21 protein-coding genes are annotated in these 20,578 nt (G+C 71.1%); 10 read left to right on the top strand and 11 right to left on the bottom strand.

Features of this window, described 5'->3' with window-relative positions; genetic code table 11:
* The first annotated feature begins 218 nt into the window (after positions 1–218).
* Positions 219–1,871, top strand: a complete 1,653-nt coding sequence (locus WBA97_RS39655) for a peroxidase family protein (protein WP_424236329.1) — start codon at positions 219–221, stop codon at positions 1,869–1,871.
* A 73-nt stretch (positions 1,872–1,944) separates the two neighbouring features.
* Here the strand turns inward: WBA97_RS39655 and WBA97_RS39650 are convergent, their stop codons facing one another.
* Positions 1,945–2,730 carry an endonuclease/exonuclease/phosphatase family protein gene (locus tag WBA97_RS39650; protein ID WP_424236327.1) on the bottom strand — a complete coding sequence of 262 codons (786 nt, stop codon included), beginning with the start codon at positions 2,728–2,730 and terminating at the stop codon, positions 1,945–1,947.
* Between the two features lie 96 nt (positions 2,731–2,826).
* Positions 2,827–3,591: an SAM-dependent methyltransferase gene (locus WBA97_RS39645; RefSeq protein WP_424236325.1), complete on the bottom strand. Its 765-nt coding sequence runs from the start codon at positions 3,589–3,591 to the stop codon at positions 2,827–2,829.
* Between the two features lie 105 nt (positions 3,592–3,696).
* Between WBA97_RS39645 and WBA97_RS39640 the strand changes: the two genes are divergently transcribed.
* Positions 3,697–6,087, top strand: coding sequence for a CDP-alcohol phosphatidyltransferase family protein (locus WBA97_RS39640; RefSeq protein ID WP_424236323.1), 2,391 nt, complete (start codon positions 3,697–3,699; stop codon positions 6,085–6,087).
* A complete protein-coding gene (locus WBA97_RS39635; protein WP_424236321.1) occupies positions 6,084–6,788 on the top strand; it encodes a creatininase family protein in 705 nt (234 codons plus the stop codon). The genes WBA97_RS39640 and WBA97_RS39635 overlap by 4 nt, the downstream gene beginning before the upstream one ends.
* Positions 6,789–6,854: 66 nt before the next feature.
* Here WBA97_RS39635 and ribA read toward each other — a convergent pair whose 3' ends face one another.
* The 7 genes from ribA to WBA97_RS39600 form a co-directional block, all read right to left on the bottom strand.
* Positions 6,855–7,463 (bottom strand): GTP cyclohydrolase II, encoded by a 609-nt coding sequence (ribA, locus tag WBA97_RS39630; RefSeq protein WP_424236319.1) that lies wholly within the window; start codon positions 7,461–7,463, stop codon positions 6,855–6,857.
* Positions 7,460–8,515 (bottom strand): lysylphosphatidylglycerol synthase transmembrane domain-containing protein, encoded by a 1,056-nt coding sequence (locus WBA97_RS39625; protein WP_424236317.1) that lies wholly within the window; start codon positions 8,513–8,515, stop codon positions 7,460–7,462. Before WBA97_RS39625 ends, ribA begins: the two co-directional genes overlap by 4 nt.
* Complete coding sequence (locus WBA97_RS39620; RefSeq protein ID WP_424236315.1) at positions 8,515–9,534, bottom strand: glycosyltransferase family 4 protein; 1,020 nt, start codon at positions 9,532–9,534, stop codon at positions 8,515–8,517. The genes WBA97_RS39625 and WBA97_RS39620 overlap by 1 nt, the downstream gene beginning before the upstream one ends.
* A complete protein-coding gene (locus WBA97_RS39615) occupies positions 9,531–9,929 on the bottom strand; it encodes a 6-pyruvoyl trahydropterin synthase family protein (protein WP_424236313.1) in 399 nt (132 codons plus the stop codon). Before WBA97_RS39615 ends, WBA97_RS39620 begins: the two co-directional genes overlap by 4 nt.
* 21 nt (positions 9,930–9,950) lie before the next feature.
* A complete protein-coding gene (locus WBA97_RS39610) occupies positions 9,951–10,916 on the bottom strand; it encodes a zinc-dependent alcohol dehydrogenase (protein WP_424236311.1) in 966 nt (321 codons plus the stop codon).
* Positions 10,861–11,856 (bottom strand): hypothetical protein, encoded by a 996-nt coding sequence (locus WBA97_RS39605; protein WP_424236309.1) that lies wholly within the window; start codon positions 11,854–11,856, stop codon positions 10,861–10,863. Before WBA97_RS39605 ends, WBA97_RS39610 begins: the two co-directional genes overlap by 56 nt.
* Positions 11,857–12,357: 501 nt before the next feature.
* On the bottom strand, positions 12,358–12,513 hold the full coding sequence (locus WBA97_RS39600) for a hypothetical protein (RefSeq protein WP_424236307.1): 156 nt from the start codon (positions 12,511–12,513) through the stop codon (positions 12,358–12,360).
* Positions 12,514–12,573: 60 nt separating this feature from the next.
* Here WBA97_RS39600 and WBA97_RS39595 point away from each other — a divergent pair, with 60 nt between their 5' ends.
* The gene (locus tag WBA97_RS39595; RefSeq protein ID WP_424236305.1) at positions 12,574–13,053 is read left to right on the top strand and encodes an NUDIX hydrolase; all 480 of its coding nucleotides are present in this window, start codon (positions 12,574–12,576) and stop codon (positions 13,051–13,053) included.
* Here WBA97_RS39595 and WBA97_RS39590 read toward each other — a convergent pair.
* A complete protein-coding gene (locus WBA97_RS39590; RefSeq protein ID WP_424236303.1) occupies positions 13,050–13,397 on the bottom strand; it encodes a hypothetical protein in 348 nt (115 codons plus the stop codon). The genes WBA97_RS39595 and WBA97_RS39590 overlap by 4 nt on opposite strands.
* 154 nt (positions 13,398–13,551) lie before the next feature.
* Between WBA97_RS39590 and WBA97_RS39585 the strand changes: the two genes are divergently transcribed.
* Positions 13,552–14,475: an ABC transporter ATP-binding protein gene (locus WBA97_RS39585; RefSeq protein WP_424236301.1), complete on the top strand. Its 924-nt coding sequence runs from the start codon at positions 13,552–13,554 to the stop codon at positions 14,473–14,475.
* On the top strand, positions 14,472–15,203 hold the full coding sequence (locus WBA97_RS39580) for an ABC transporter permease (protein WP_424236299.1): 732 nt from the start codon (positions 14,472–14,474) through the stop codon (positions 15,201–15,203). Before WBA97_RS39585 ends, WBA97_RS39580 begins: the two co-directional genes overlap by 4 nt.
* A gap of 59 nt (positions 15,204–15,262) precedes the next feature.
* On the opposite strand, the gene WBA97_RS39575 is transcribed toward WBA97_RS39580, so the two are convergent.
* A complete protein-coding gene (locus WBA97_RS39575; RefSeq protein ID WP_424236297.1) occupies positions 15,263–16,171 on the bottom strand; it encodes a LysR substrate-binding domain-containing protein in 909 nt (302 codons plus the stop codon).
* Between the two features lie 88 nt (positions 16,172–16,259).
* Here WBA97_RS39575 and WBA97_RS39570 point away from each other — a divergent pair, with 88 nt between their 5' ends.
* Genes WBA97_RS39570 through WBA97_RS39555 form a run of 4 tightly spaced genes read left to right on the top strand, consistent with a single transcriptional unit; the run spans position 16,260 to position 20,571 of the window.
* Positions 16,260–17,429 (top strand): acyl-CoA dehydrogenase family protein, encoded by a 1,170-nt coding sequence (locus WBA97_RS39570; protein WP_424236295.1) that lies wholly within the window; start codon positions 16,260–16,262, stop codon positions 17,427–17,429.
* Positions 17,426–18,598, top strand: a complete 1,173-nt coding sequence (locus WBA97_RS39565; protein ID WP_424236293.1) for a CaiB/BaiF CoA transferase family protein — start codon at positions 17,426–17,428, stop codon at positions 18,596–18,598. The genes WBA97_RS39570 and WBA97_RS39565 overlap by 4 nt, the downstream gene beginning before the upstream one ends.
* A complete protein-coding gene (locus WBA97_RS39560) occupies positions 18,591–19,346 on the top strand; it encodes an SDR family oxidoreductase (protein WP_424236291.1) in 756 nt (251 codons plus the stop codon). The genes WBA97_RS39565 and WBA97_RS39560 overlap by 8 nt, the downstream gene beginning before the upstream one ends.
* 13 nt (positions 19,347–19,359) lie before the next feature.
* On the top strand, positions 19,360–20,571 hold the full coding sequence (locus WBA97_RS39555) for an acetyl-CoA C-acetyltransferase (protein WP_424236289.1): 1,212 nt from the start codon (positions 19,360–19,362) through the stop codon (positions 20,569–20,571).
* Positions 20,572–20,578: the final 7 nt, after the last annotated feature.

Raw genomic sequence — 20,578 nt, 5'->3', positions numbered from 1 at the left:
TGGATGGCCGTCGTGATCGAGGTGGTTCCTGGCGGTGCCGCGCAGGCATCGTCGTACTGGACCGTACTTCGATGCCTGCGCGGTGCCGCCAGGGGCCGCCTCGGCGCGGCGGGCGCCGCCATGCCCTATTCGCGCGCCCTCTACCAACACCCGGTGTATCTCGCGCGGCGCGCGTAACTCCCTTGATATGACCGAACGGTCATATCCTGGGGGGATACATGAGAAAGCACGCGCGTGACAGCTTCTTCGTCGCAGGCGAAGGAGTGCTCGAGTTCGACCACGACGGCAGACCGGGTACGCGGCAACCACTGGCGGGCGAGGAACTCCGCCGGTTCCGGTTCTCGCGGCTCGGTCCCCGCGGCCCGCTCCTCGACGAGGAAACCCGGATCGCGCTGGCCGAGGCCATGACCGCCGCGGGCGACCAGCCGGACGGGACGGTGCCCGCCGGATTCACCTACCTCGGCCAGTTCGTCGACCACGACCTGACCATGGACCGCACCGAGGCACAGCTCGGCACGGACGTCACGCTGGACGAGCTGCTCCAGGGCCGCTCCCCCGCGCTGGACCTGGACTCCCTGTACGGGCGCGGCCCGCAGGACCGGCACGACCGCGTGTTCTACTCCGCCGACGGCGTGTCGCTGAAGGCCGGGACCACGTCGGCGACCGACTTTCCCGACAAGCGGGTGAACGTGGAACTGGAGGGCTTCGACCTGCCGCGTGCCGGTGGCACCGAGGGCACCCGCGCGGACCGCCGCAAGCCGTTGATCCCGGACCTGCGCAACGACGAGAACCTCGCCGTCGCCCAGACCCACCTCGCGTTCATCCGCTTCCACAACCGCGTGGTCGAGGAGCTGGCGCTCAAGGGACTCACCGGGCAGCGGCTGTTCACCGCGGCACGGGCCGAGGTCATCCGCCACTACCAGTGGTTGCTGCGCACCGACTTCCTGCCGCGCATCGTCGACCCGGAGATCGTCAAGGACGTCTTCGCGTCCGGTCGCCGGTTCTTCGAGGCACCGGGCCGGGGGAAGGGGCGGTCCGGGCAGCCGCCGACCATGCCGCTCGAGTTCGCCGTCGCGACGTATCGCCTGGGACACAGCATGATCCGCGGCGGCTACCAGTGGAACCGGGTGTTCAACGACGACGGGCCCGGCGGCCTCTCGACACTGCTGCAGCTGTTCACGTTCTCCGGTGTGGCCGGCAACTTCGAGCCCGGCTCCGGCCTGCCGGAACTGGACGACCCGAACTCCGGCACCGTGGACACCTTGCCCACCAACTGGATCGCCGATTTCCGCCGCCTGTACGACTTCCGGGAGGCGGGCCGGCCGGACCTCACGCCACCGCCCGGCCGCGGCAACGTCACGAAGCGGATCGACACGCTGCTCGTCGACCCGCTCGCACAGCTGCCCGCGGGCACGTTCGGCGGCAGGGGCACCGAGATCCCGCCCATCCACCGCAACCTCGCGTACCGCAACCTGACGCGCGCGAACATGGTGCGGCTCGCGACCGGCCAGCAGATGGCGAAGCTGCTCGGTGTGCGGCCGCTGACCGCCAAGGAGATCATCGACGGCAACGGGGGCGCCGCGCTCCCCGGCCTGTCCGTCGAGCAGCGCGATGCGGTGGCCGCGAACACGCCGCTGTGGTTCTACGTGCTGCGTGAGGCGGAGTTCAACGGCGGGCTGCTCGGCGCGGTCGGCGGCCGGATCACCGCGGAGGTGTTCCACCGCGCCATGGAGAGCAGCCGCACGTCGATCGTCCGCGACCCGTCGTGGCGGCCGACCCTCGGGCCGGACCTCCGCACGTTCCGGATGACCGACCTGCTGCTGTTCGCCTTCGAGGGCAAGGCGGACCTACTGAACCCACTGGGTGACTAGGGCTACAGGGGCAGAGTCCACGCCCGAGATCAGGCCCAGACCAACGCACAAAGATCCATGGGACAGGCCATGATCAACGCACCACCAGTGGGGTCAGCACGGGGCGGTGGTCGGACGCCGCGGTCGGGAGGACCACCGAGAACAGCGGGAGGCCGGTGGTGAGCACGTAGTCGATGCGGGCGGTGGGGACGTCTGCCGGGTAGGTGAAGGCGTTCCCACCGTCGCGCAGCCGCGCGGTCAGCGGGGTGAGTTCGGGGGCGTCCGGGGGTGCGTTGAGGTCGCCGGTGAGCACGACCGGCTCCTTCGACGCGGCCACCGCGTCGGCCACCACCTGCGCCTGCAGCCCTCGGGAGGCGGCGCTGTCGTGCTGGAGGTGCGTGGTCATCACGCGGACCTGGACACCGCGCACGTTGACAACGGCCGTCAGCAGACCGCGCTGCTCCTCGGCCGGGTTTACCTTGGGCAGCAACGTGTTCGCCCACCGCAGGATCGGGTGGCGGGACAGGATCGCGGTGCCGTACTGGCGGCGCGGCTGCCCTGCCGAGGGTGGCTCGAGGTCGAGGTTCGCGCCGTAGACGACGTGCATGCCCAGCCGGCTCGCCAGCTCGGCGGGCTCGTCGGTCCACCCGCTGCGCTCGCCGTAGTGGCGGTCGACCTCCTGCAGGCCGATCACGTCCGCGTGGGTGCGGCGGATCTCGGCCGCCAGGCGATCGAGGTCAAACACGCCGTCCTCGCCCGCCGCGTGGTGGATGTTGAACGACAGCACGGTGAGCGTGCGGGCGGGGGTGGCTGGCGTCGCGGCCGCCGGGCTGGCGATGGTGACGAGGGCAAGCGCGATCAGGAGCAGCAGTCTTCGCATGGGGGTAGCGAACCCCATCGAGATGACATTTTGGGTAACAATTCACCAGAACTAGGGTGATGTACGGGAATGATTCTCTGCCGAAGCCCGCCTGCGTCAGGCCGGGATCGCCAGCAGGTCCTCGTGGTGGACGGTCGCGTGCAGCGGGCCTGCCAGCCTGCGGCGCAGGTAGGCACCCGCCACCTCGGCCAGGTCCCCGTCCTGCTCACACGCCGCGCCCAGCCAGCCCTGCAGCCAGGCCGTGGTCAGCTCGGGCCGGTCCGGCCCCAGCCGCCACGGGCTGGGGCTGCGATACACCGTGGCGCCCAGGTCCTCGAACACCCGTGCCATCACCGGCACCGCCGTGGGACCGAGCAGCGTGCGGCCCTCCACCGTGCGACGCTGGTGGGCGTTGAACGCGCTGGTCACGGCGTCATCGAGCGGGTCGGGTGGGTCCAGCTCCACCTTCCCGGCCACCGACAGCACGAACAGCACTGGGCAACTCGCCTTCACGCACACCTCGGCGAGGCGCGTGACCTCCTCCTCGGTGAGCAGGTCCAGCAGCGCCGACCCGGTCACCAGGGACGTGCCCGCCAGGTCCTCCGGCGTCAGCGACGTCAGGTCGCGCAGCTCGGTGGCCGCGCCGGGCACAGCCGCGGCCGCGAGCAGCACGGGGTCCCGGTCGGTCAGCACCCACCGGTGCGGGGTGGACAGCCGGGGCGACAACCACCTGGCCATCGACCCTGTGCCACTGCCCAGGTCACGAATGACCAGCTCACGGGCACCGAGGTGGGCGCGCAGCGGGGTCAGCAGGTCGTCGGCACGGGCGTCGGCGTCGGCGGGCTCACGCAACGCCAGCCACTCGCGGGAGAAATCACTCATCGCCCTTTACACGCGGGAGCGGGCCCGCTGGTTCAGAGACCCGGTTCAGAACCGTCCAGCGGTGGCATGCGTATTGAGTTACGACCAGATCTTGGGAGGAAACTCGTGGCACCGACCGCACCGACACTGGATAACCCGCGCACGCCCGTCACCCCCGGGCCCGCGCCGAGGTCCGGACGGCGCCCGCTGCCTCCTTCCGTGCCGCTGACCATCGCCATGGTCGCGCTGGTGGCGCTGCTCGCGGTGCTCACCGGGACCGCCGGGCTCAAGCCGCCTGGCTGGCTCGCGGCGATCGCGTTCGCGGTGGCCGGGTGGGCGGTGCTCGCCGAGGCGCTGCCCCGGTACGGGGTGCGCGGGCTCGGGCCCGCCGACCTCGTCACCCTCACCAGGTCCGTGCTGGCGGGCGGCGTGGTCGCGTTGATCGCCGACACCAGCCACCCGCGTGGCTCGGTCTGGCCGCTGGTCGTCATCGCGACGCTCGCGCTCGCCATGGACGCGGTCGACGGGCAGGTGGCGCGGCGCACCGGCACCGCGTCGGAGTTCGGCGCGCGGTTCGACATGGAGGTCGACGCGTTCCTCATCCTGGTGCTGAGCGCGTTCGTGGCGACACAGCTCGGGTGGTGGGTGCTCGCGATCGGCGCCATGCGGTACCTGTTCGTCGCGGCGGCCCGGCTCTGGCCGTGGCTGAGCGCGCCGCTGCCGGTGCGCATGAGCAGCAAGGCGGTCGCCGCCGCGCAGGGCATCGTGCTGACGGTCGCGACGGTCCTCCCCCACACCGCCGCCCTCGTGCTCGTCGCGGTCGCCCTCGCCGCGCTGACCTGGTCGTTCGGCCACGACATCCGCTGGCTGTACCGGCACCGCGACCTCGCGCCCGCCGCGGCACCGGCCAAGGATGGCGGCGAGTCGCCCCGGCGCAGGCGGGTGCTGACCACGATCGCGTGCCTGCTCGTGCTGTTCGCCCTGCTGGGGCCGAACGAGCTTGACGGGCTCACCCCGGCCACGTTCGCCCGCATCCCCGTCGAAGGCCTGCTGGTCGCCGCGCTGGTGCTGGTGCTGCCGTCCCGGTCGCGCAGGGTGGCCGCCGTGCTGGCCGGTACGGGGCTGGGCATCCTCACGATCCTGAAGCTGTTCGACATGGGCTTCCACGAGACACTGGCCCGCCCGTTCCACCCGGTCTACGACTGGACGTTCCTCCGGCCGGCCGTCGACTTCCTGAACGACTCCGTCGGCTGGTTCGGCGCGGCAGGAGCCGTCGTCGTGGCCGGGCTGCTCGCGGCCGGGCTGATCGTCGGCATGATCCTGTCGGTGCTGCGGCTGACCCGGCTCGCGGTCGGCAGGCGGTCCAGCGCAACCCGCTGGCTGGCCGCGCTCGGCGTGGTCTGGGTGAGCCTCGCGGTGCTTGGCCAGCCGGTCGCGGCGAACTCGACGGCCAACGAGGTGTTCGACGACCTGCGCCAGGTGCGTGCCGACCTGCTCGACCCCGGCGTGTTCGAGGAGCAGGTCGCCAACGACCCGTACCGGTACACGGCGGGCGACCGGCTGCTGCCCGCGTTGCGTGGCAAGGACGTGCTGCTCACGTTCGTCGAGAGCTACGGGCGGGTCGCGGTGGAGGACCCGGCCGTCGCACCCGGTGTCGACGCGGTGCTCGACCGCGGCACCGACCAGCTGCGCGCGGCCGGCTTCGAGGCTCGCAGCGCGTTCCTGACGTCGTCGACGTTCGGCGGCGGCAGCTGGCTCGCGCACGCCAGCATGCAGTCCGGGCTGTGGGTGAACTCCCAGCCGCGCTACGACAAGCTCACCTCCGGCGACCGGCTCACGCTCACCGGGGCGTTCAAGCGGGCGGGCTGGCGGACCGTCGGCGTCTCCCCGTCGATCGTGCAGGACTGGCCGGAGGCGAAGTTCTTCGGCTACGACAAGGCGTATGTCGAGAACAACGTCGGCTACCAGGGACCGAACTTCTCCTACGCCAAGGTGCCCGACCAGTACTCGATGGCCGCGTTGCAGCGCAACGAGCTGGCGCCCAAGGACCGCGCGCCGGTGATGGCGGAGATCGACCTGGTGTCGAGCCACATCCCGTGGACGCATCTCCCGCACATGATCGACTGGGACGACATCGGCGACGGGTCCGTGTTCGACTCGATGCCGGCACAGGGCAAGGGGCAGGCGGAGGTGTGGTCGGACACCGGCAAGGTCCGCGAGGCGTTCGGCCAGTCCATCCAGTACTCGCTGAACACGCTGATCTCGTTCCTGACCACCTACGGCACCGACGACACCGTGCTCGTGTTCCTCGGTGACCACCAGCCGAGCCCGGTGGTGTCCGGCGACGGCGCGAGCCACGACGTGCCGATCACGATCGTCGCGAAGGACCCCGCGGTGCTCGACGCCGTGGCAGGCTGGGGCTGGCAGCCGGGCCTCAACCCGAGCCCCGACGCCCCGCTGTGGCGGATGGACCAGTTCCGCGACCGCTTCCTGACCACGTTCGGATCCCGCCCATGACCCATCTGCTGCCGCTCCACACCTCGGCCGACGCGCGGGACCGTGCCGTCGCCGTCCTCCCGGTGGGCAGCTTCGAGCAGCACGGCGCGTTCCTGCCGCTGGCGACCGACACGGTGATCGCGATGACGATCGCCTCGTCGGTCGCCGAGGCGTATCCCGTGCTGCTGCTCCCACCGGTCACGATCTCCTGCTCGCACGAGCACGCGGCGTGGCCCGGCACCGTGAGCATCTCGGCGTCCACGCTGTACGCGATCGTGCGGGATGTCGCGGAGTCGTTGCGGCACAGCGGGATCCACAAGCTGGTGCTGGTGAACGGGCACGGCGGCAACTACGTGCTCGGCAACGTCGTGCAGGAGGCGAGTGCGCGGGGGGAGCGGATGGCCCTGTTCCCGACGGAACTCGACTGGCTCGCCGCGCGCGCCGCGGGCGGGCTGGAGACCGGGCCGGAGACCGACATGCATGCCGGTGAGCTGGAGACGTCACTGCTGCTGCACGCGCATCCGGGTCTGGTGCCGCCCGACTACGCGACGCACGACGAACGCGCCGACGAACGCAACCGGCTACTCACGTTCGGCCTCGGGCCCTACACCGAGTCCGGTGTGGTCGGCCACCCGTCACTCGCGACCGAGGAGAAGGGCCGGGCCGCCTTGGCGAACCTGGTGGAGACCTTCGCGGACGTACTGGCCGCACTGGATCACTGACCGGCGCGGTACGCACAACGCGATGAAGGCCCCTTCGGTGCGAAGGGGCCTTCATCGCGTTGCTTCCTATGCCAGGTGTGGCAGCAGGTGGTCGAGGCGTTCCCTCTTCGTCCGCAGGTACGTGACGTTGTCGTCGTTCGGCGCGACCAGGATCGGGACCCGTTCCTTGACGGTGATCCCGTTGCGGCGCAGGGACTCCAGCTTCTCGGGGTTGTTCGACAGCAGGCGGACCTCGGTCACGTCGAGGTCGCGGAGGATCTCCGCCGCCACGTCGTAGTCGCGGGCGTCCACCGGCAGGCCCAGTGCGAGGTTGGCCTCGACGGTGTCCAGGCCCTGTTCCTGCAGGCGCATCGCCTCCAGCTTCGCGAGCAGGCCGATGCCTCGGCCCTCGTGTCCGCGCAGGTACACGATGACGCCCGCGCCATCGGCGGCCACCGCACGCATCGCGGCGGCGAACTGGTCACCGCAGTCGCAGCGGGTCGACGCGAACACGTCACCCGTCAGGCACTCCGAGTGCAGGCGGGTCAGCGGGACGGTGCCCGCCACCTCGCCGTACACGAGAGCGACCTGCTCGTGCCCGAGCGCGTCCAGGTACCCGACCGCGCGGAACAGCCCGTACGCGGTCGGCAGGCGGGTCTCCGTGACCCGTTCCACCAAGCTGGCCAGGTTCGTCATGCCACCCTCTCCCGTCTGCGGACGAGCATCAGCGCGCCCGGCAGGCTCGCAACGAGCCCCAGCAACCCGTATGCCACCGCCGCCGTCAACCCCTGTGCGGCCCCGAGTCCGGCGGCGGCGAACATCAGCGCCGTCACGCCTTCCCTCGGACCCCACCCGCCGACGTTCACCGGCAGCCCCATCGCCAGCAGCGCCACGATCACGATCGGCAGCAACTGCTCCGCCGACTGCGTCGCACCCGCCGCCTTCATGGCGATCAGGAACAACGTGATGTGCCCGGCCAGTGCCAGCGCGGACAGCAACGCGACCCCCGGCCACGCGTCCCGCGCCAGGAGGCCGTTGCGCACGTCGTCCATTGTGCGCCGCCACCGCGACCCCGCGCCGATCCAGCGGCGTGCGGTCAGGTAGCCGAGCGCCACCACCGCCACGCAGGCCACGATCACCAGGCCGATCTCGCGTGCCGGTCCCGCCAGCAGCACGGCGACCCCCGCCACGATCACCACTGCCTGCCCGGCCAGCCGCTCCAGGACGACGGCACGGACACCCGCGCCGACGTCGCCCTGTTCCTTGCCGTGCTCGACCGCGCGCTGGACGTCGCCGAGCACCCCGGCGGGCAGCACCGCGTTCAGGAACAGCGCGCGGTAGTAGTCCGCGACCGCCCTGCCCAGCGGGAGCCGCAGGCCGAGCCTGCGTGCCACGAGGCACCACCGCCACGCGCACAGGACCGTCGTCGCGAGCCCGATGACGAGCGCGGCGACGAGGTCGGCCGCGTCGATGACCCGCAGGGCCGCGACGAAACCACCCGTGCCGAGCTTCCACACCAGTGCGCCGACGATCGCGACGCCGATGGCGAGCTTGAGCCAGCCCCACAGCTTCCCGGAACGCCTGCGACGGGCCCCGCCACCGGCAGGAGCTTCACCGGTGCGAGCCACGTCGCCGACCAGAGCGACCCCGTCGGCGGGGTTCACCTCGTCGAGCAGCGCCACCCCGCCGCCGCTGGGCACGTCGTCATCGCGCACGTCCGCTTCCCGGACGGCAACCGTCGCCTGCATCAGCGCAGCACCCCCGCGAGCCGGGTCGCCGCGACGGACCAGTCCTCGACCTCGCGGGCGCGTGCCGCCGCCCGCAACCGGTCACGCAGCTCCGCGTCGGTGAGCCAGCGGCGCAGCGCCTCGGTCAGCGTGGGCACGTCGTCGGGCGGCACCAGCATGCCGACGTCCGGGCCGAGCGTGGACGGCAGCGCGTCGACGTTGGTGGTGAGCACGGGGATGCCGCGCACGAGCGCCTCGGTGACGACCATGCCGAACGTCTCGCGCCGCGACGGCAGGACGAGCAGGTCGGTCTTCGCGAACGTGCTCTCCAGCTCGGCGTCCGGCAGTGGGCCGGTCAGGATCATCTTGTTGCCTATCCCCAGTTTGTCGATGAGCGCCTGGACACGCCGGGCATGGGCGGGGGCACGGCTCACGGAGCCGACGCACACGCACGTCCACGGCAGGTCGGCGAGGTTCGCGAGCGCGCGGGCGAGCACGTCGTGCCCTTTGCGCTCGGTGACCGATGCGAGGCACAGCAACTGGTCGCCGGCCTCGGTGCCGGTGGCCCGAGGTGCGGGGTCGGTGCCGGGTGGCGCCGAGCGCACCCGCTTCGGGTCGAGCCCGTGGTGTGCGATCGCGCGGCGGGCGGCCCACTCGCTGGTGGCGACGACGGCGGACGCGGCACGCAGCACCTCGCGCTCGCGCCGGTCGAGGCCTGCGGCCCGCTCCGGTGGCAGCCCGCTCTCGTCGGCGAGCTGCAGGTGGAGGAGCACGACGAGCCGCAGCCTGCGGGCGTGCGGCACCACGACCTCCGGCACGCCGCACGCGACCAGTCCGTCTATCAGTGCGACCGACCCGTCGGGGAGCTCGCCGAGCGTGTCCGCGAGCGCGACCCGCGCCTTCGTGGACGGGGTGGGCCAGCGGCCCGGCACGGTGACCTTGTCGAGACCGAGCAGCTCGCACATGCGCCGGTCGTAGGTGTTGCCACCACTCGCGACCGTCACGTCGTCGATGTCGGCGGGCACCACGAAGGGCGTCACAGTGGCCGCCGGTAGCTCGCCCAGGCGACGTGGGACTCACGCAGTGCCACGGCGATCTCGGCCAGCCCTCTGGCACCCTCGCCGAGAGATCCGTTGTGGACACGTTCGGCGAGCCGGTCCGCGATCACCTTCGCGAGGAACTCGGTGGAGGTGTTGATCCCGGTGAACTCCTCGACCTCGTCGAGGTTGCGGTAGTTCAGATCTCCCAGCACCGCACCGAGTTGCGCGGTGGCGAGTCCGATGTCGACCACGATGTTGTCCGCGTCGAGCTCTGCGCGGGAGAAGGTGGCGTCCACCACGAAGGTCGCGCCATGCAACCGCTGGGCAGGCCCGAACACCTCCCCGGTGAAACTGTGCGCCACCATGATGTGGTCACGGACGGTGAGGCTGAACAACCTACGCCTCCTACGGTCGACTCAGTCGTTGTCGTAGGTAACACGCAGGCAGAGAGAAGACGGTTCATCGCTGATCATCATCGGCAACACGGCAGGCAGCTCGTCGAACCGGCACTCCGAGGTCACGAGCGCGTCGAAGCCCGGATCGGCGAGCAGTTCGAGCGCCACGGCCAGCCGGTCGGCGTAGGAGCGCGGCCGGTTGGGCGACACGGTCCCGACCTGGCTGCCTCGGATGGTCAGGCGGCGCGAGTGGAACCACTCCCCCAGTGGCACGGCCACCCGGCGGTCCCCGTACCAGCTCAGCTCGACGCACACCCCTTCCGACCGCAGTAGCTCGAGCGCCCTGGCCAGCCCGGCCTCGGAGGCACTGGCGTGCACGACCAGGTCGCACCCGCCGAGCGCGTCGTCCGGCAGCGCGAAGTCCACCCCGATGGCCTGCGCGATCCTCGCCCGCGCGGGGTCGATGTCCACGAGCTGCACCCGCACCGCGGGCATCCGCCCGAGGATCGCGGCGACGGACGCGCCGACCATCCCCGCACCCACGACGGCGATCCGGTCCCCGACCTGCGGCGCGGCGTCCCAGACGGCGTTGAGCGCGGTCTCGACCGTGCCGGCGAGCACCGCCCGCGCGGCGGGCACCACGTCCGGCACGACGGTGACCGCGGCCGACGGCACGACGTACCGGGTCTGGTGCGGATAGAGGCAGAACACCGTCCGTCCGACCAGCTCCTCCGGTCCACTCTCGACCTCGCCGACGTTGAGGTACCCGTACTTCACCGGCGCGGGGAAGTCACCCTCCTGGAACGGTGCCCGCATGATGTCGTGCTGGCTCGCGGGCACCCCGCCGCGGAAGACGAGCGCCTCCGTGCCCCTGCTGACCGCGGAGTAGACGGTGCGGACGAGGACGTCACCGTCGCCGGGCACGGGCAGCTCAACCGGCCTGATCTCCCCATGACCGGGCTCGCGCAGCCAGTACGCCCGCTCCATCCTCGGCCCTCCCGGTCCTCGCGTTGTCCCAGCGGACACCGTATGCCATGCCGGGCGTCAGATCGGTGAACGACGCCTGGACCTCGCCCGCGGCGTCGGCGTACACGGTGACGCCGCCGGTGGCGGACGCGAAGTCGCGGGGGTCGACGTGCTCGAAGGCCGTGATCCTGGCGGGCACGCGGCGGTGGTCGAACCGGACGCGCAGGTCGAGGGTGGCGCATGGGTACTCGAGAACGCACGCGTACCACGGTCTGGCGTGCTGTTCGCGGCCGAGGCGGGCACGCAGCGCGAGCTCGTGGGACTGCCCGTGCCGCAGCGGTTCCGGCAGCCGCAGCGAGTACGCGAACCGGCGGGCGCCGTGCTGTACCAGTGTGCCGCCATGGAACATGTCCACCCCGATCGCCGCCGGGGACACCGTGATGTCCACTTCGGACAGATCGTCGACGTCGGCGACGATGCGGCGCTGTTCCAGCACCTCCGGGCGCTCCCGGTCGAGCGCGAGCGTCGTGCGCAGTTCCGCGATGTGCCACCGCGTCGCCCCGTGCGACCGGGAGCTCTGTTTCGGCGTGAACGTGGCCGCCAGCTGCGCCAGGTGGTGGATTCCGTCGTCGATTCTCCTGCGCGCCGTCCTCGGGTCGCGGTTGAGCTTCTCGGCGGCCAGGTTGACCCTGTCCTGGTAGAGCGGGAGGCGCGCGTCCGGCGCGATCGCGAAGGCGGCCATCACGGCCAGGCGGAGGTCCGGCGGCAGCTTCTTCGCCCAGTTCCCCAGCCGCTCCCCCACCTTGTGCCGGATCTCGGCAGGACCATCGGAGTCGGTCACGTCGCAGACGGTCCGCAGCGTGGTGCCGACTCTCTCGTCGATGCGGCTGACGAACAGGCCGCGACCCTTGCGCAACACCTTCAGATCGCTGATGATCAGGTCCGTCAGGACGGCTGTCATTCGACCTCTCCTCCCACGCCCCACCTCGCCTGTCGCCTGGTGACAGCACAATGTTTCCCGCGTGGCATGGATGAGAACTGGATAGAACCTGCACACGACCCCGGCCGCCGATTTCTCACGAAGTCGCGAAATTCACGCCGGTTCCCGGTGCCCCCGCTCCTCGGCGACCGTCACCGGATTCGAGCGCGACGCCCCGGTCGGCCGAAGCCACCTGGCCGTCGCCTCGGCCACACGCCCGCTACCGGCCGCGATGTCGCCGGGACCGGTTCGCCTCGAACGTGCTCCCGCCGCGCTCGCGGCTCACCAGCGCGGCCAGGCGGAACTCCTCGGCGGCGGCGAGCCTGCCCGAGCGGCAGTGCGCTCACCCGAGCATCCGTGGGTCACGGTGATGTCGAGGCCCAGTCCCATGACGGTGAACGTGCCTTGAGCGCATCCCCCGCGTGGGTGACGGCGACCCGCGCCGGGTCCACATCGGTCATGTGCCCGCGAGCCGCGACGGAGTCAGTCTCCGGTGGCCTCTGCCGCACGGGCGTGGAGACGGGCGCGGACCTCGTCCGGGGTGTAGGCACGGCGCTTGCGCTCCGCGCGCGCGACCGCGACCCCCGTAGCGGCAACCCCGGCGAGCCCGGCCAGACCGACGATCTTCCACCAGCGCACGGGGCCAGGCTACCGTGATCCGTCCTTCCCAATGCGACAAGCCGCGGTTGAATCGGTGTCATGGCTGTCCTTCCGATCCGTGATCGTGCCGGCAACACGTTGGTCGACTTCCGTGTCGTCGCGGAGGGGGACCTGACGCGGCTGTCCGAGCAGGTGCCCATGCCCGCGTCGTTGGTGGTCGTCGCTCATGACGGTGCCGTCCTGATGATCTTCGACAGCCGGCGGAAGCACTGGGAGCTGCCGGGAGGCATGCGGGAGCCCGGTGAGACCGCGCGCCAAGCCGCGGTGCGGGAACTCCGCGAGGAGACCGGTATCCACGCGGAGGACCTGACGTTCGCCGCCGTGGCCGAGTTCGGCCTCGTCAGGCCGGAGCGCAGGGAGCTACTCGCCGTCTACCGGGTTCAGCTCCGGGTCGTGCCCCCGCTGACGGTGAACGACGAGGCGCTGGACTTCCGGTGGTGGCCGCCGACCCAGCCGGTGAGCGACGACATGAGCCCGCTGGACGCGGAGATCGCCAGGCGTGCCGAGATGCTGCGCTAGGTGAGAGAGACACACTGGCACCAGTCGCCGTCACAGGGTTGGCCGACCTCGCTGCCGTAGGGACCGAGCCCCCGCAGCGACGTCAGTACCTCACCGCGTTGCTCGTCGGTCAGCGCCTGCCGGTCACCTACCTCAAGGTCCCACGCGGGCGCCCTGGTCCGTACGTCCTCAACATCGCCAGCGACGACGCCGTCCACGAACAACGTGAACAGTGGATGGTCGGGAAAACCGTTGCGTCGCAACACCCACCATGCGTCGTCCACCCGCGCGGCGTAGACGAACACCGGTGCGTCCGTGCGGCGCCACCGGACGGGGCGTGTCAGATAGTCCACCCGCTCGGCCATGGTGGCATCATGTGCGCCGACCCACGGTCGGGCAAGGCCGTCCCGCCCAGGCTGGCACGGTACAAGCCAGGCACGAGTGAAATTCGCGATGATCACGGCAGGTTGTTAGATGTTCGTCGATGAGCCGACCCCTGAACCCGAGGATCAACCCCGCATGGACACTGTCATCACTGTGGAGGATCTCCGCAAGACCTATGGACAGACGGTCGCGGTGCGCGACGTGTCGTTCGAGGTCCGGAGACGTGAGATCTTCGGCATCCTAGGCTCCAACGGCGCAGGCAAGACGACGGTCGTGGAGATCCTCCAGGGGCTCCGGGACGCCACGAGCGGGCGCGTCTCGGTGCTGGGGCTCGACCCCGATCGCGAGAAGAACCGGCTGCGCCACAGCATCGGAACCCAGCTGCAGTCCTCCGCGTTACCGGAGCGGTTGCGGATCGTCGAGGCGATCCAGCTCTTCGCGCATGCGCGCGACGTGCCCGTCGACGTGGAAGCCACCATCGCGACCTGGGGGCTGGAGGAGCTGCGCAACCGCCCGTTCGGGGCACTGTCCGGCGGGGAGAAGCAGCGTCTGTTCGTCGCGCTGGCCCTGCTCGGCGACCCGGAGCTCGTGTTGCTCGACGAGCTGACCACCGGGCTCGACCCCACCGCCCGCCACGCGACCTGGGACCTGATCCGCCAGGTGCGGGACCGCGGCACCACGGTGCTGCTGGTCACGCACTTCATGGACGAGGCCGAGATGTTGTGCGACCGCGTGGCCATCATGGACCGAGGACAGATCGTCGCCTGCGACACCCCCACCGCGCTGACCGCGAACAGCGGAGAGCCGGTGACGATCACGTTCAGCGCCACCAACGGCTACCAGCCAGACCAGCTGCTGTCGCTCCCCGGGGTCGAGTCGGCCACCGCGAGCGATGGGAAGATCACGGTCACCGGGAAGGGCGCGGCAGCCGTCCGCGTCGCCGCCGCGCTCGCCGAGCACGACGTCACCCCCGACGACTACCGCACCCATTACCCGTCACTAGAGGATGTCTTCCTGTCCATGACCGGCCACCGGCTGAGCGAGAAGGTCCCGTCATGACCGCATACCTGACCTGGACCGAGGTGAAGCTCCTGACGCGGGAGCCTCACGTGCTGGTGCTGAGCCTGATGTTCCCGATCCTGCTGATGTTCCTGCTGGCCGCCGCGTTCGCCGACCACGGCGGCCCGGTGTTCGCGGACCTCAACGGAACCCAGTTCTACGTCACCGCGTACCTGAGCGCCGCGATCTCGGTGATGGGGTTCATGGGCACGCCAACCCATCTCGCCGGGTACCGCGAAAGCGGCGTGCTACGCCGCTTCCGGGCAGCCGCGTTCTCCTCCCGCGCGGTGGTCTTCTCGCAGGCCGCGGTGCTCGCGATCCTGGCGGCGGTCGGCGCCGTGCTGATGCTGGTGCTGGCCTACCTCGTCTTCGACATCGCGGCGCCGGTGTCGCCCATCGGTGTCGCCGCCGCGTTCGCCGTCGGCATCCTGGCCTTCGGTGGCATCGGCACACTGCTCGGCTCGATCATGCCGGGCGCCCGCTCCGCCCAGGGACTGGGACTGCTGCTGTTCTTCGGCACGTTCCTGCTCGTTGGCGGCGGCCCGCCGCCCGGAGTGTTCCCCGACGCCCTCAACGCCATCACGTCGTGGACCCCGACCGGGCTGCTGATCGACGCCATCCGCGCCCCCTGGGCCGGTAACGGGCTGGACGTCCGCGCGATGGTGACGCTGATCCTCATCTCGGCCGCCGGGTTCGCCCTGGCCACCCGGCGGCTCTCCCGCAATTAGGTCGTCGTCCGGCTGACCCGTGGCACGGAGGTGCCACGGGTCAGCCATGGATCGCTGGTTCATCGCGGTGCGGGGCCTGCCGAGGGCATCAGGTCCTCCGCGGTGCGCAACACCCGCGCCAACGCGCGGTCCTCGTCGGCGTGGCGCCACAACAGGTACACGAGCATCGCGGGCAGTTCGTCGGCGATCTCGCGGATCACGACGCCGTCCAGCGGTAGCTGGGCCACGGCGCTGGCCGTCGTGAAGTGCAGGCCGACGCCGGCGGACACCAGGGCAACGCACGTCCAGGAGTCCGGGGCGGTCTGGGTGAAGGTCGGTGCGAAGCCCTCGGCGTGGCACCGGGAGACGAACACCTCGCGGACCGTGGACCCGAACGACTCGGGCAGGGCGACGATGGGTTCGTCCCGGAAGTCGGCGAACCCCACCGCGTCACGGACGGCGAGCCGGTGGTTGCCGGGCACCGCGACCACGCAGCGGTCCCGTGCCGCGACCCGGCTGCGCACCCCGACCGGCGGTTCGGTGAACCGCGCCAGCGCGAGGTCGGTGTCCCCGCGCAGCAACTCGGCGACCGCGGCTGCGCCGTACCGGCCGGGCAGGAACTCCAGGTCGATCAGCGGGTACCGCTCCCGCACTGCGCGGGCCAGCAGCCCCACGGTGACGTGCGAGGACGGACCGGCGAAGCTGATCCGGACACGCCCGCTGCGCCCCCGGTGTGCCGCGGTGACCACCGCCCGCGCCTTCTCCTCCTCGGCGACCATCGCCCGAGCGTGTTCGACCAGCGCCGCCCCCGCGGGAGTCAGCACCACCCGCCGGGTGGTGCGCTCGAACAGCGGCGCGGCGAGCTCGTCCTCCAGCGACCGGATCGTGCGGCTCAGGTAGGGCTGTGCCACGTGCAACCGTGCCGCGGCACGCCCGAAGTGCAGGTCCTCGGCGATCGCGAGGAAGGCACGTAGCTGCCGACCGTCCACGCGCTCTCCTCGACTGATGCGGATTCGGGATCAATTCCTGGATTATTGGTATTGGACTCGCATCAACGCAACACGGCACCCTCGACACATGAGTGAGCCGCGGGTGTCCGACGAGGACTTCGACCTGATCCGGCAGCAGGTACGCGACTTCGTCCGGTCGAAGGTCGTGCCGCGCGAGACCGAGATCATGCGGGAGGACCGCATGCCCGACGACCTGCGGTCCGCCGCGGCGGAGATGGGCCTGTTCGGCTACGCCATCCCGGCGGAGTGGGGCGGGCTCGGGCTCGACCTCGTCCAGGACGTCGAGCTTGGCATGGAGTTCGGCTACACCACGCTGGCGCTGCGGTCGATGTTCGGCACCAACAACGGCATCGCGGGCCAGGTCCTCGTCGGGTTCGGCACCGACGACCAGCGCAAGCAGTGGCTGGCGCGGATCGCCGCCGGTGAGGTCGTCGCGTCGTTCGCGCTCACCGAGCCGGGCGCGGGCTCCAACCCCGCGGGCCTGCGCACCCGCGCCCGCCGCGACGGCGACGACTGGGTGCTCGACGGGCAGAAGCAGTTCATCACCAACGCCCCCATCGCGGACCTGTTCGTCGTCTTCGCCCGCACCGCCGAACCACGGCCCAAGGACCCGGGCATCGCCGTGTTCCTCGTGCCATCGGGCACGCCGGGGCTCACCGTCGGCCCCAAGGACCCGAAGATGGGCCAGGAGGGTGCGTGGACGGCCGACGTCGTCCTCGACAACGTCCGGGTGCCCGCCGACTCGCTCGTCGGCGGCGACGAAGCGGCAGGCTACCGGGCCGCGATGACCTCACTCGCCCGCGGCCGCGTGCACATCGCCGCCCTCGCGGTCGGCACCGCGCAACGAGCACTCGACGAGTCCGTCACCTACGCCGCCGCCAACACCCAGGGCGGCACCAGGATCGGCGAGTTCCAGCTGGTACAGGCCATGCTCGCCGACCAGCAGACCGGTGTACTCGCCGGCCGCGCCATGGTCCGCGAGACGGCACGTGCCTACGTCAGCGGCGAGGACCGCCGCATCGCGCCCTCGGCGGCGAAGCTGTTCTGCACCGAGATGGTCGGCAGGGTCGCCGACCTCGCCGTCCAGGTCCACGGCGGCGCCGGCTACATGCGGGAGATCCCGGTCGAGCGCATCTACCGCGACGTCCGGCTGCTCCGCCTCTACGAGGGCACCAGCGAGATCCAGCGGCTCATCATCGGCGGCGGCCTGGTCCGGCAGGCGGTGGCTGCCCTGTGACCGACGAGCGGCTGCCCCTCGCGGGCATCACGGTCGTCGCTCTGGAACAGGCGGTGGCGGGCCCGCTCGCCACCCGGCACCTTGCCGACCTCGGCGCACGGGTGATCAAGATCGAACGGCCGGGCGAGGGTGACTTCGCCCGCGACTACGACCACGCCGTGCGCGGTCTCGCCACCCATTTCGTCTGGCTCAACCGCGGCAAGGAGTCCATCGCGATCGACCTGAAGTCCCGCGATGGCCACCGCGTCGTCCTGGCACTGATCGGTCGTGCCGACGTGTTCCTGCACAACACCGCGCCCGGTGTCGTCGAACGGCTCGGGCTCGACGCCGACACCCTCCGTGCGGCGGATCCCAGGCTGGTCGTGGTCGCCATCTCCGGCTACGGGACCAGCGGACCGCGACGCGATCGCAAGGCCTACGACATGCTGATCCAGGCCGAGTCCGGGATGGTCTCGGTCACCGGCACCCCGGACACCCCGACGAAGACCGGTGTGCCCAGCGCGGACATCGGTGCCGGCCTGTACGCGGCGGTCTCCGCGCTCGGCGCGTTGTTCCGGCGCGAGCGGACCGGCGAGGGCGCGGTGGTGGACGTTTCGATGTTCGACGCGGCCGTCGAGTGGATGGGGCATCCGCTGTACCTGCAGCTCTACGGCGGCACGCAGATCCCGAGGATGGGCCTGAGCCACGCGGCCATCACCCCGTACGACGCCTACCCGACCTCGGACGGGCAGATCCTCATCGGTGTGCAGAACGACCGCGGCTGGCGCACGCTGGTCACCGAGGTCTTCTCCCGTCCCGAGTACGCCGACGATCCTCGGTTCGCGACGAACGTCGACCGAGTGGCGCACCGGGCCGAGTGCGACGCCGTCGTCGCATCGTGCACGACGGGCTGGACCACCGCCGCCCTCGAGGCCCGGCTCGCCGAGGCCGGCGTGCCCGCCGCCCAGCTCAACGGCACCGCCGACGTCGTCGAGCACCCCCAGCTGACCGAGCGGGACCGGTGGCGCACGGTGGGTACCGAGGTCGGCGGCATCCGGGCACTGCTGCCGCCGATGACCTTCCGCGACGTCGAGCTGCCGATGGGCGCGGTCCCCGCACTGGGCGAACACACGTCCGCCATCCTCGCCGAGCTGGGCCTGGACACCACGAAGGAGCCTTCCGATGACTGACACACCTCGCCGTCCGGTCGCGATCGTCACCGGCGCGGCCCGCGGCATCGGCGCCGCCACCGCGCTCCGCCTCGCACAGGACGGGCTGCGGGTCGCGGTGCTGGACCTTGAGGAGGCGGCCGCCAAGTCCACGGCGGACGCGATCGGCGAGTCCGCCATCGCCGTTGGCGCGGACGTGTCCGACGCCGCCGAGGTCGAGGCCGCGGTCGCGCGGGTCACCGAGGAGCTCGGCGCACCGACGGTGCTCGTCAACAACGCGGGCATCACCCGCGACAACCTGCTGTTCAAGATGGCCGAGTCCGACTGGGACGCCGTGCTGGGTGTCCATCTCAAGGGCGCGTTCCTGATGACAAGGGCCGTACAGAAACACATGGTCGACGCCGGGTGGGGCCGGATCGTCAACCTGTCGTCGACCTCGGCGCTCGGCAACCGGGGACAGGCCAACTACGCCACCGCCAAAGCGGGTGTCCAGGGCTTCACCAAGACCCTCGCCATCGAGCTGGGACGGTTCGGCATCACCGCGAACTGCGTGGCACCCGGGTTCATCGTCAGCGACATGACGAAGGCGACCGCGGCACGCATCGGGGTGCCGTGGGACCAGTACGTTCACGACCGCGCCGCGGCGATCCCGGTCCGGCGCGCCGGGCAGGTCGAGGACATCGCCAACGCGGTGTCCTTCTTCGTCGACGACCGCGCCGGGTTCGTCTCCGGACAGGTCATCTACGTCGCTGGCGGACCCCGCAACTAGAGAGGACATCCCCATGCGCGATGCCGTGATCTGCGAACCACTCCGCACCCCGGTCGGCCGCTTCGGCGGCGTGTTCCGCGATCTCCCCGCACAGGCCCTGGCCGCCACCGTGATCACAGAACTGCTCGCGCGGACCGGCGTGCCAGGGTCCGCCGTCGACGACGTGATTCTCGGCCAGGCGTCGCCCAACGGAGAGGCACCCGCCCTGGGCCGGGTGGCCGCACTCGACGCCGGGCTCGGCATCGAGGTGCCCGGTCAGCAGGTCGACCGCAGATGCGGCTCCGGCCTGCAGGCGGTGATCAACGCGGTGCTGACCGTCCAGTCGGGAGCGTGCGACCTGGTGCTCGCGGGCGGCGCGGAATCCATGAGCGGCACGGAGTTCTACGCCACCGGCATGCGCTGGGGCGTCAGGGCCGATGCGGTGGCGCTCGCCGACCGGCTGGCGCGTGCCAGGGTGACCGCAGGCGGCGGCAACTTCCCGGTGCCCGGCGGGATGATCGAGACCGCGGAGAACCTGCGTGCCGAGTTCCACCTCAGCCGTCTCGACCAGGACGCGCTCGCCGTGCGGTCACATCAGCGCGCCGTCGCGGCACAGAAGAACGGCGTCTTCGCCGACGAGATCGTCCCGGTGCCGGTCCCACAGCGACGGGGCGACCCGCTTCTCGTCGACACCGACGAACATCCAAGGGCCGACACCGGTATCGAGACGCTCGCGGCGCTCAAACCCATTCGACTGGCGGTCGATCCGGCGTCGACGGTGACGGCCGGGAACGCCAGCGGGCAGAACGACGGCGCGGCGGTGTGCATCGTCACCACCGAGGAGAAGGCCGCCGAGCTCGGCTTGCGGCCGCTGGCCAGGCTCGCGTCGTGGGCGGTGGCCGGGGTCGCGCCCGCCACCATGGGCATCGGCCCGGTACCCGCGACCGGCAAAGCACTCGGCAGGGTGGGTCTCGGGCTCGCCGACATGGGGGTGATCGAGCTGAACGAGGCGTTCGCCGCGCAGGCACTGGCCGTGCTGCGCACCTGGGACCTCGCGCCCGACGACGACCGGCTGAACCCCAACGGCTCCGGCATCTCACTCGGGCATCCGGTCGGCGCCACCGGTGCACGCATGCTCGCGACGCTCCTGCGGGAGATGGACCGCCGGGAGGCCCGCTACGGCTTGGAGACCATGTGCATCGGCGGCGGCCAGGGTCTCGCGGCGGTGTTCGAGCGGGTCGCGTGAGCCCGTG

This window comes from Actinophytocola sp., assembly GCF_049647105.1.
Taxonomy (GTDB): domain Bacteria; phylum Actinomycetota; class Actinomycetes; order Mycobacteriales; family Pseudonocardiaceae; genus Actinophytocola.
This window is presented reverse-complemented; position numbering and strand designations above follow the sequence as displayed.

Coding starts and splice junctions, on each gene's coding strand:
- WBA97_RS39655 (WP_424236329.1), top strand. CDS start 219: ATGAGAAAGCACGCGCGTGACAGCTTCTTCGTCGCAGGCGAAGGAGTG.
- WBA97_RS39650 (WP_424236327.1), bottom strand. CDS start 2,730: ATGCGAAGACTGCTGCTCCTGATCGCGCTTGCCCTCGTCACCATCGCC.
- WBA97_RS39645 (WP_424236325.1), bottom strand. CDS start 3,591: ATGAGTGATTTCTCCCGCGAGTGGCTGGCGTTGCGTGAGCCCGCCGAC.
- WBA97_RS39635 (WP_424236321.1), top strand. CDS start 6,084: ATGACCCATCTGCTGCCGCTCCACACCTCGGCCGACGCGCGGGACCGT.
- ribA (WP_424236319.1), bottom strand. CDS start 7,463: ATGACGAACCTGGCCAGCTTGGTGGAACGGGTCACGGAGACCCGCCTG.
- WBA97_RS39625 (WP_424236317.1), bottom strand. CDS start 8,515: ATGCAGGCGACGGTTGCCGTCCGGGAAGCGGACGTGCGCGATGACGAC.
- WBA97_RS39610 (WP_424236311.1), bottom strand. CDS start 10,916: ATGGAGCGGGCGTACTGGCTGCGCGAGCCCGGTCATGGGGAGATCAGG.
- WBA97_RS39605 (WP_424236309.1), bottom strand. CDS start 11,856: ATGACAGCCGTCCTGACGGACCTGATCATCAGCGATCTGAAGGTGTTG.
- WBA97_RS39595 (WP_424236305.1), top strand. CDS start 12,574: ATGGCTGTCCTTCCGATCCGTGATCGTGCCGGCAACACGTTGGTCGAC.
- WBA97_RS39590 (WP_424236303.1), bottom strand. CDS start 13,397: ATGGCCGAGCGGGTGGACTATCTGACACGCCCCGTCCGGTGGCGCCGC.
- WBA97_RS39585 (WP_424236301.1), top strand. CDS start 13,552: ATGGACACTGTCATCACTGTGGAGGATCTCCGCAAGACCTATGGACAG.
- WBA97_RS39580 (WP_424236299.1), top strand. CDS start 14,472: ATGACCGCATACCTGACCTGGACCGAGGTGAAGCTCCTGACGCGGGAG.
- WBA97_RS39570 (WP_424236295.1), top strand. CDS start 16,260: ATGAGTGAGCCGCGGGTGTCCGACGAGGACTTCGACCTGATCCGGCAG.
- WBA97_RS39560 (WP_424236291.1), top strand. CDS start 18,591: ATGACTGACACACCTCGCCGTCCGGTCGCGATCGTCACCGGCGCGGCC.
- WBA97_RS39555 (WP_424236289.1), top strand. CDS start 19,360: ATGCGCGATGCCGTGATCTGCGAACCACTCCGCACCCCGGTCGGCCGC.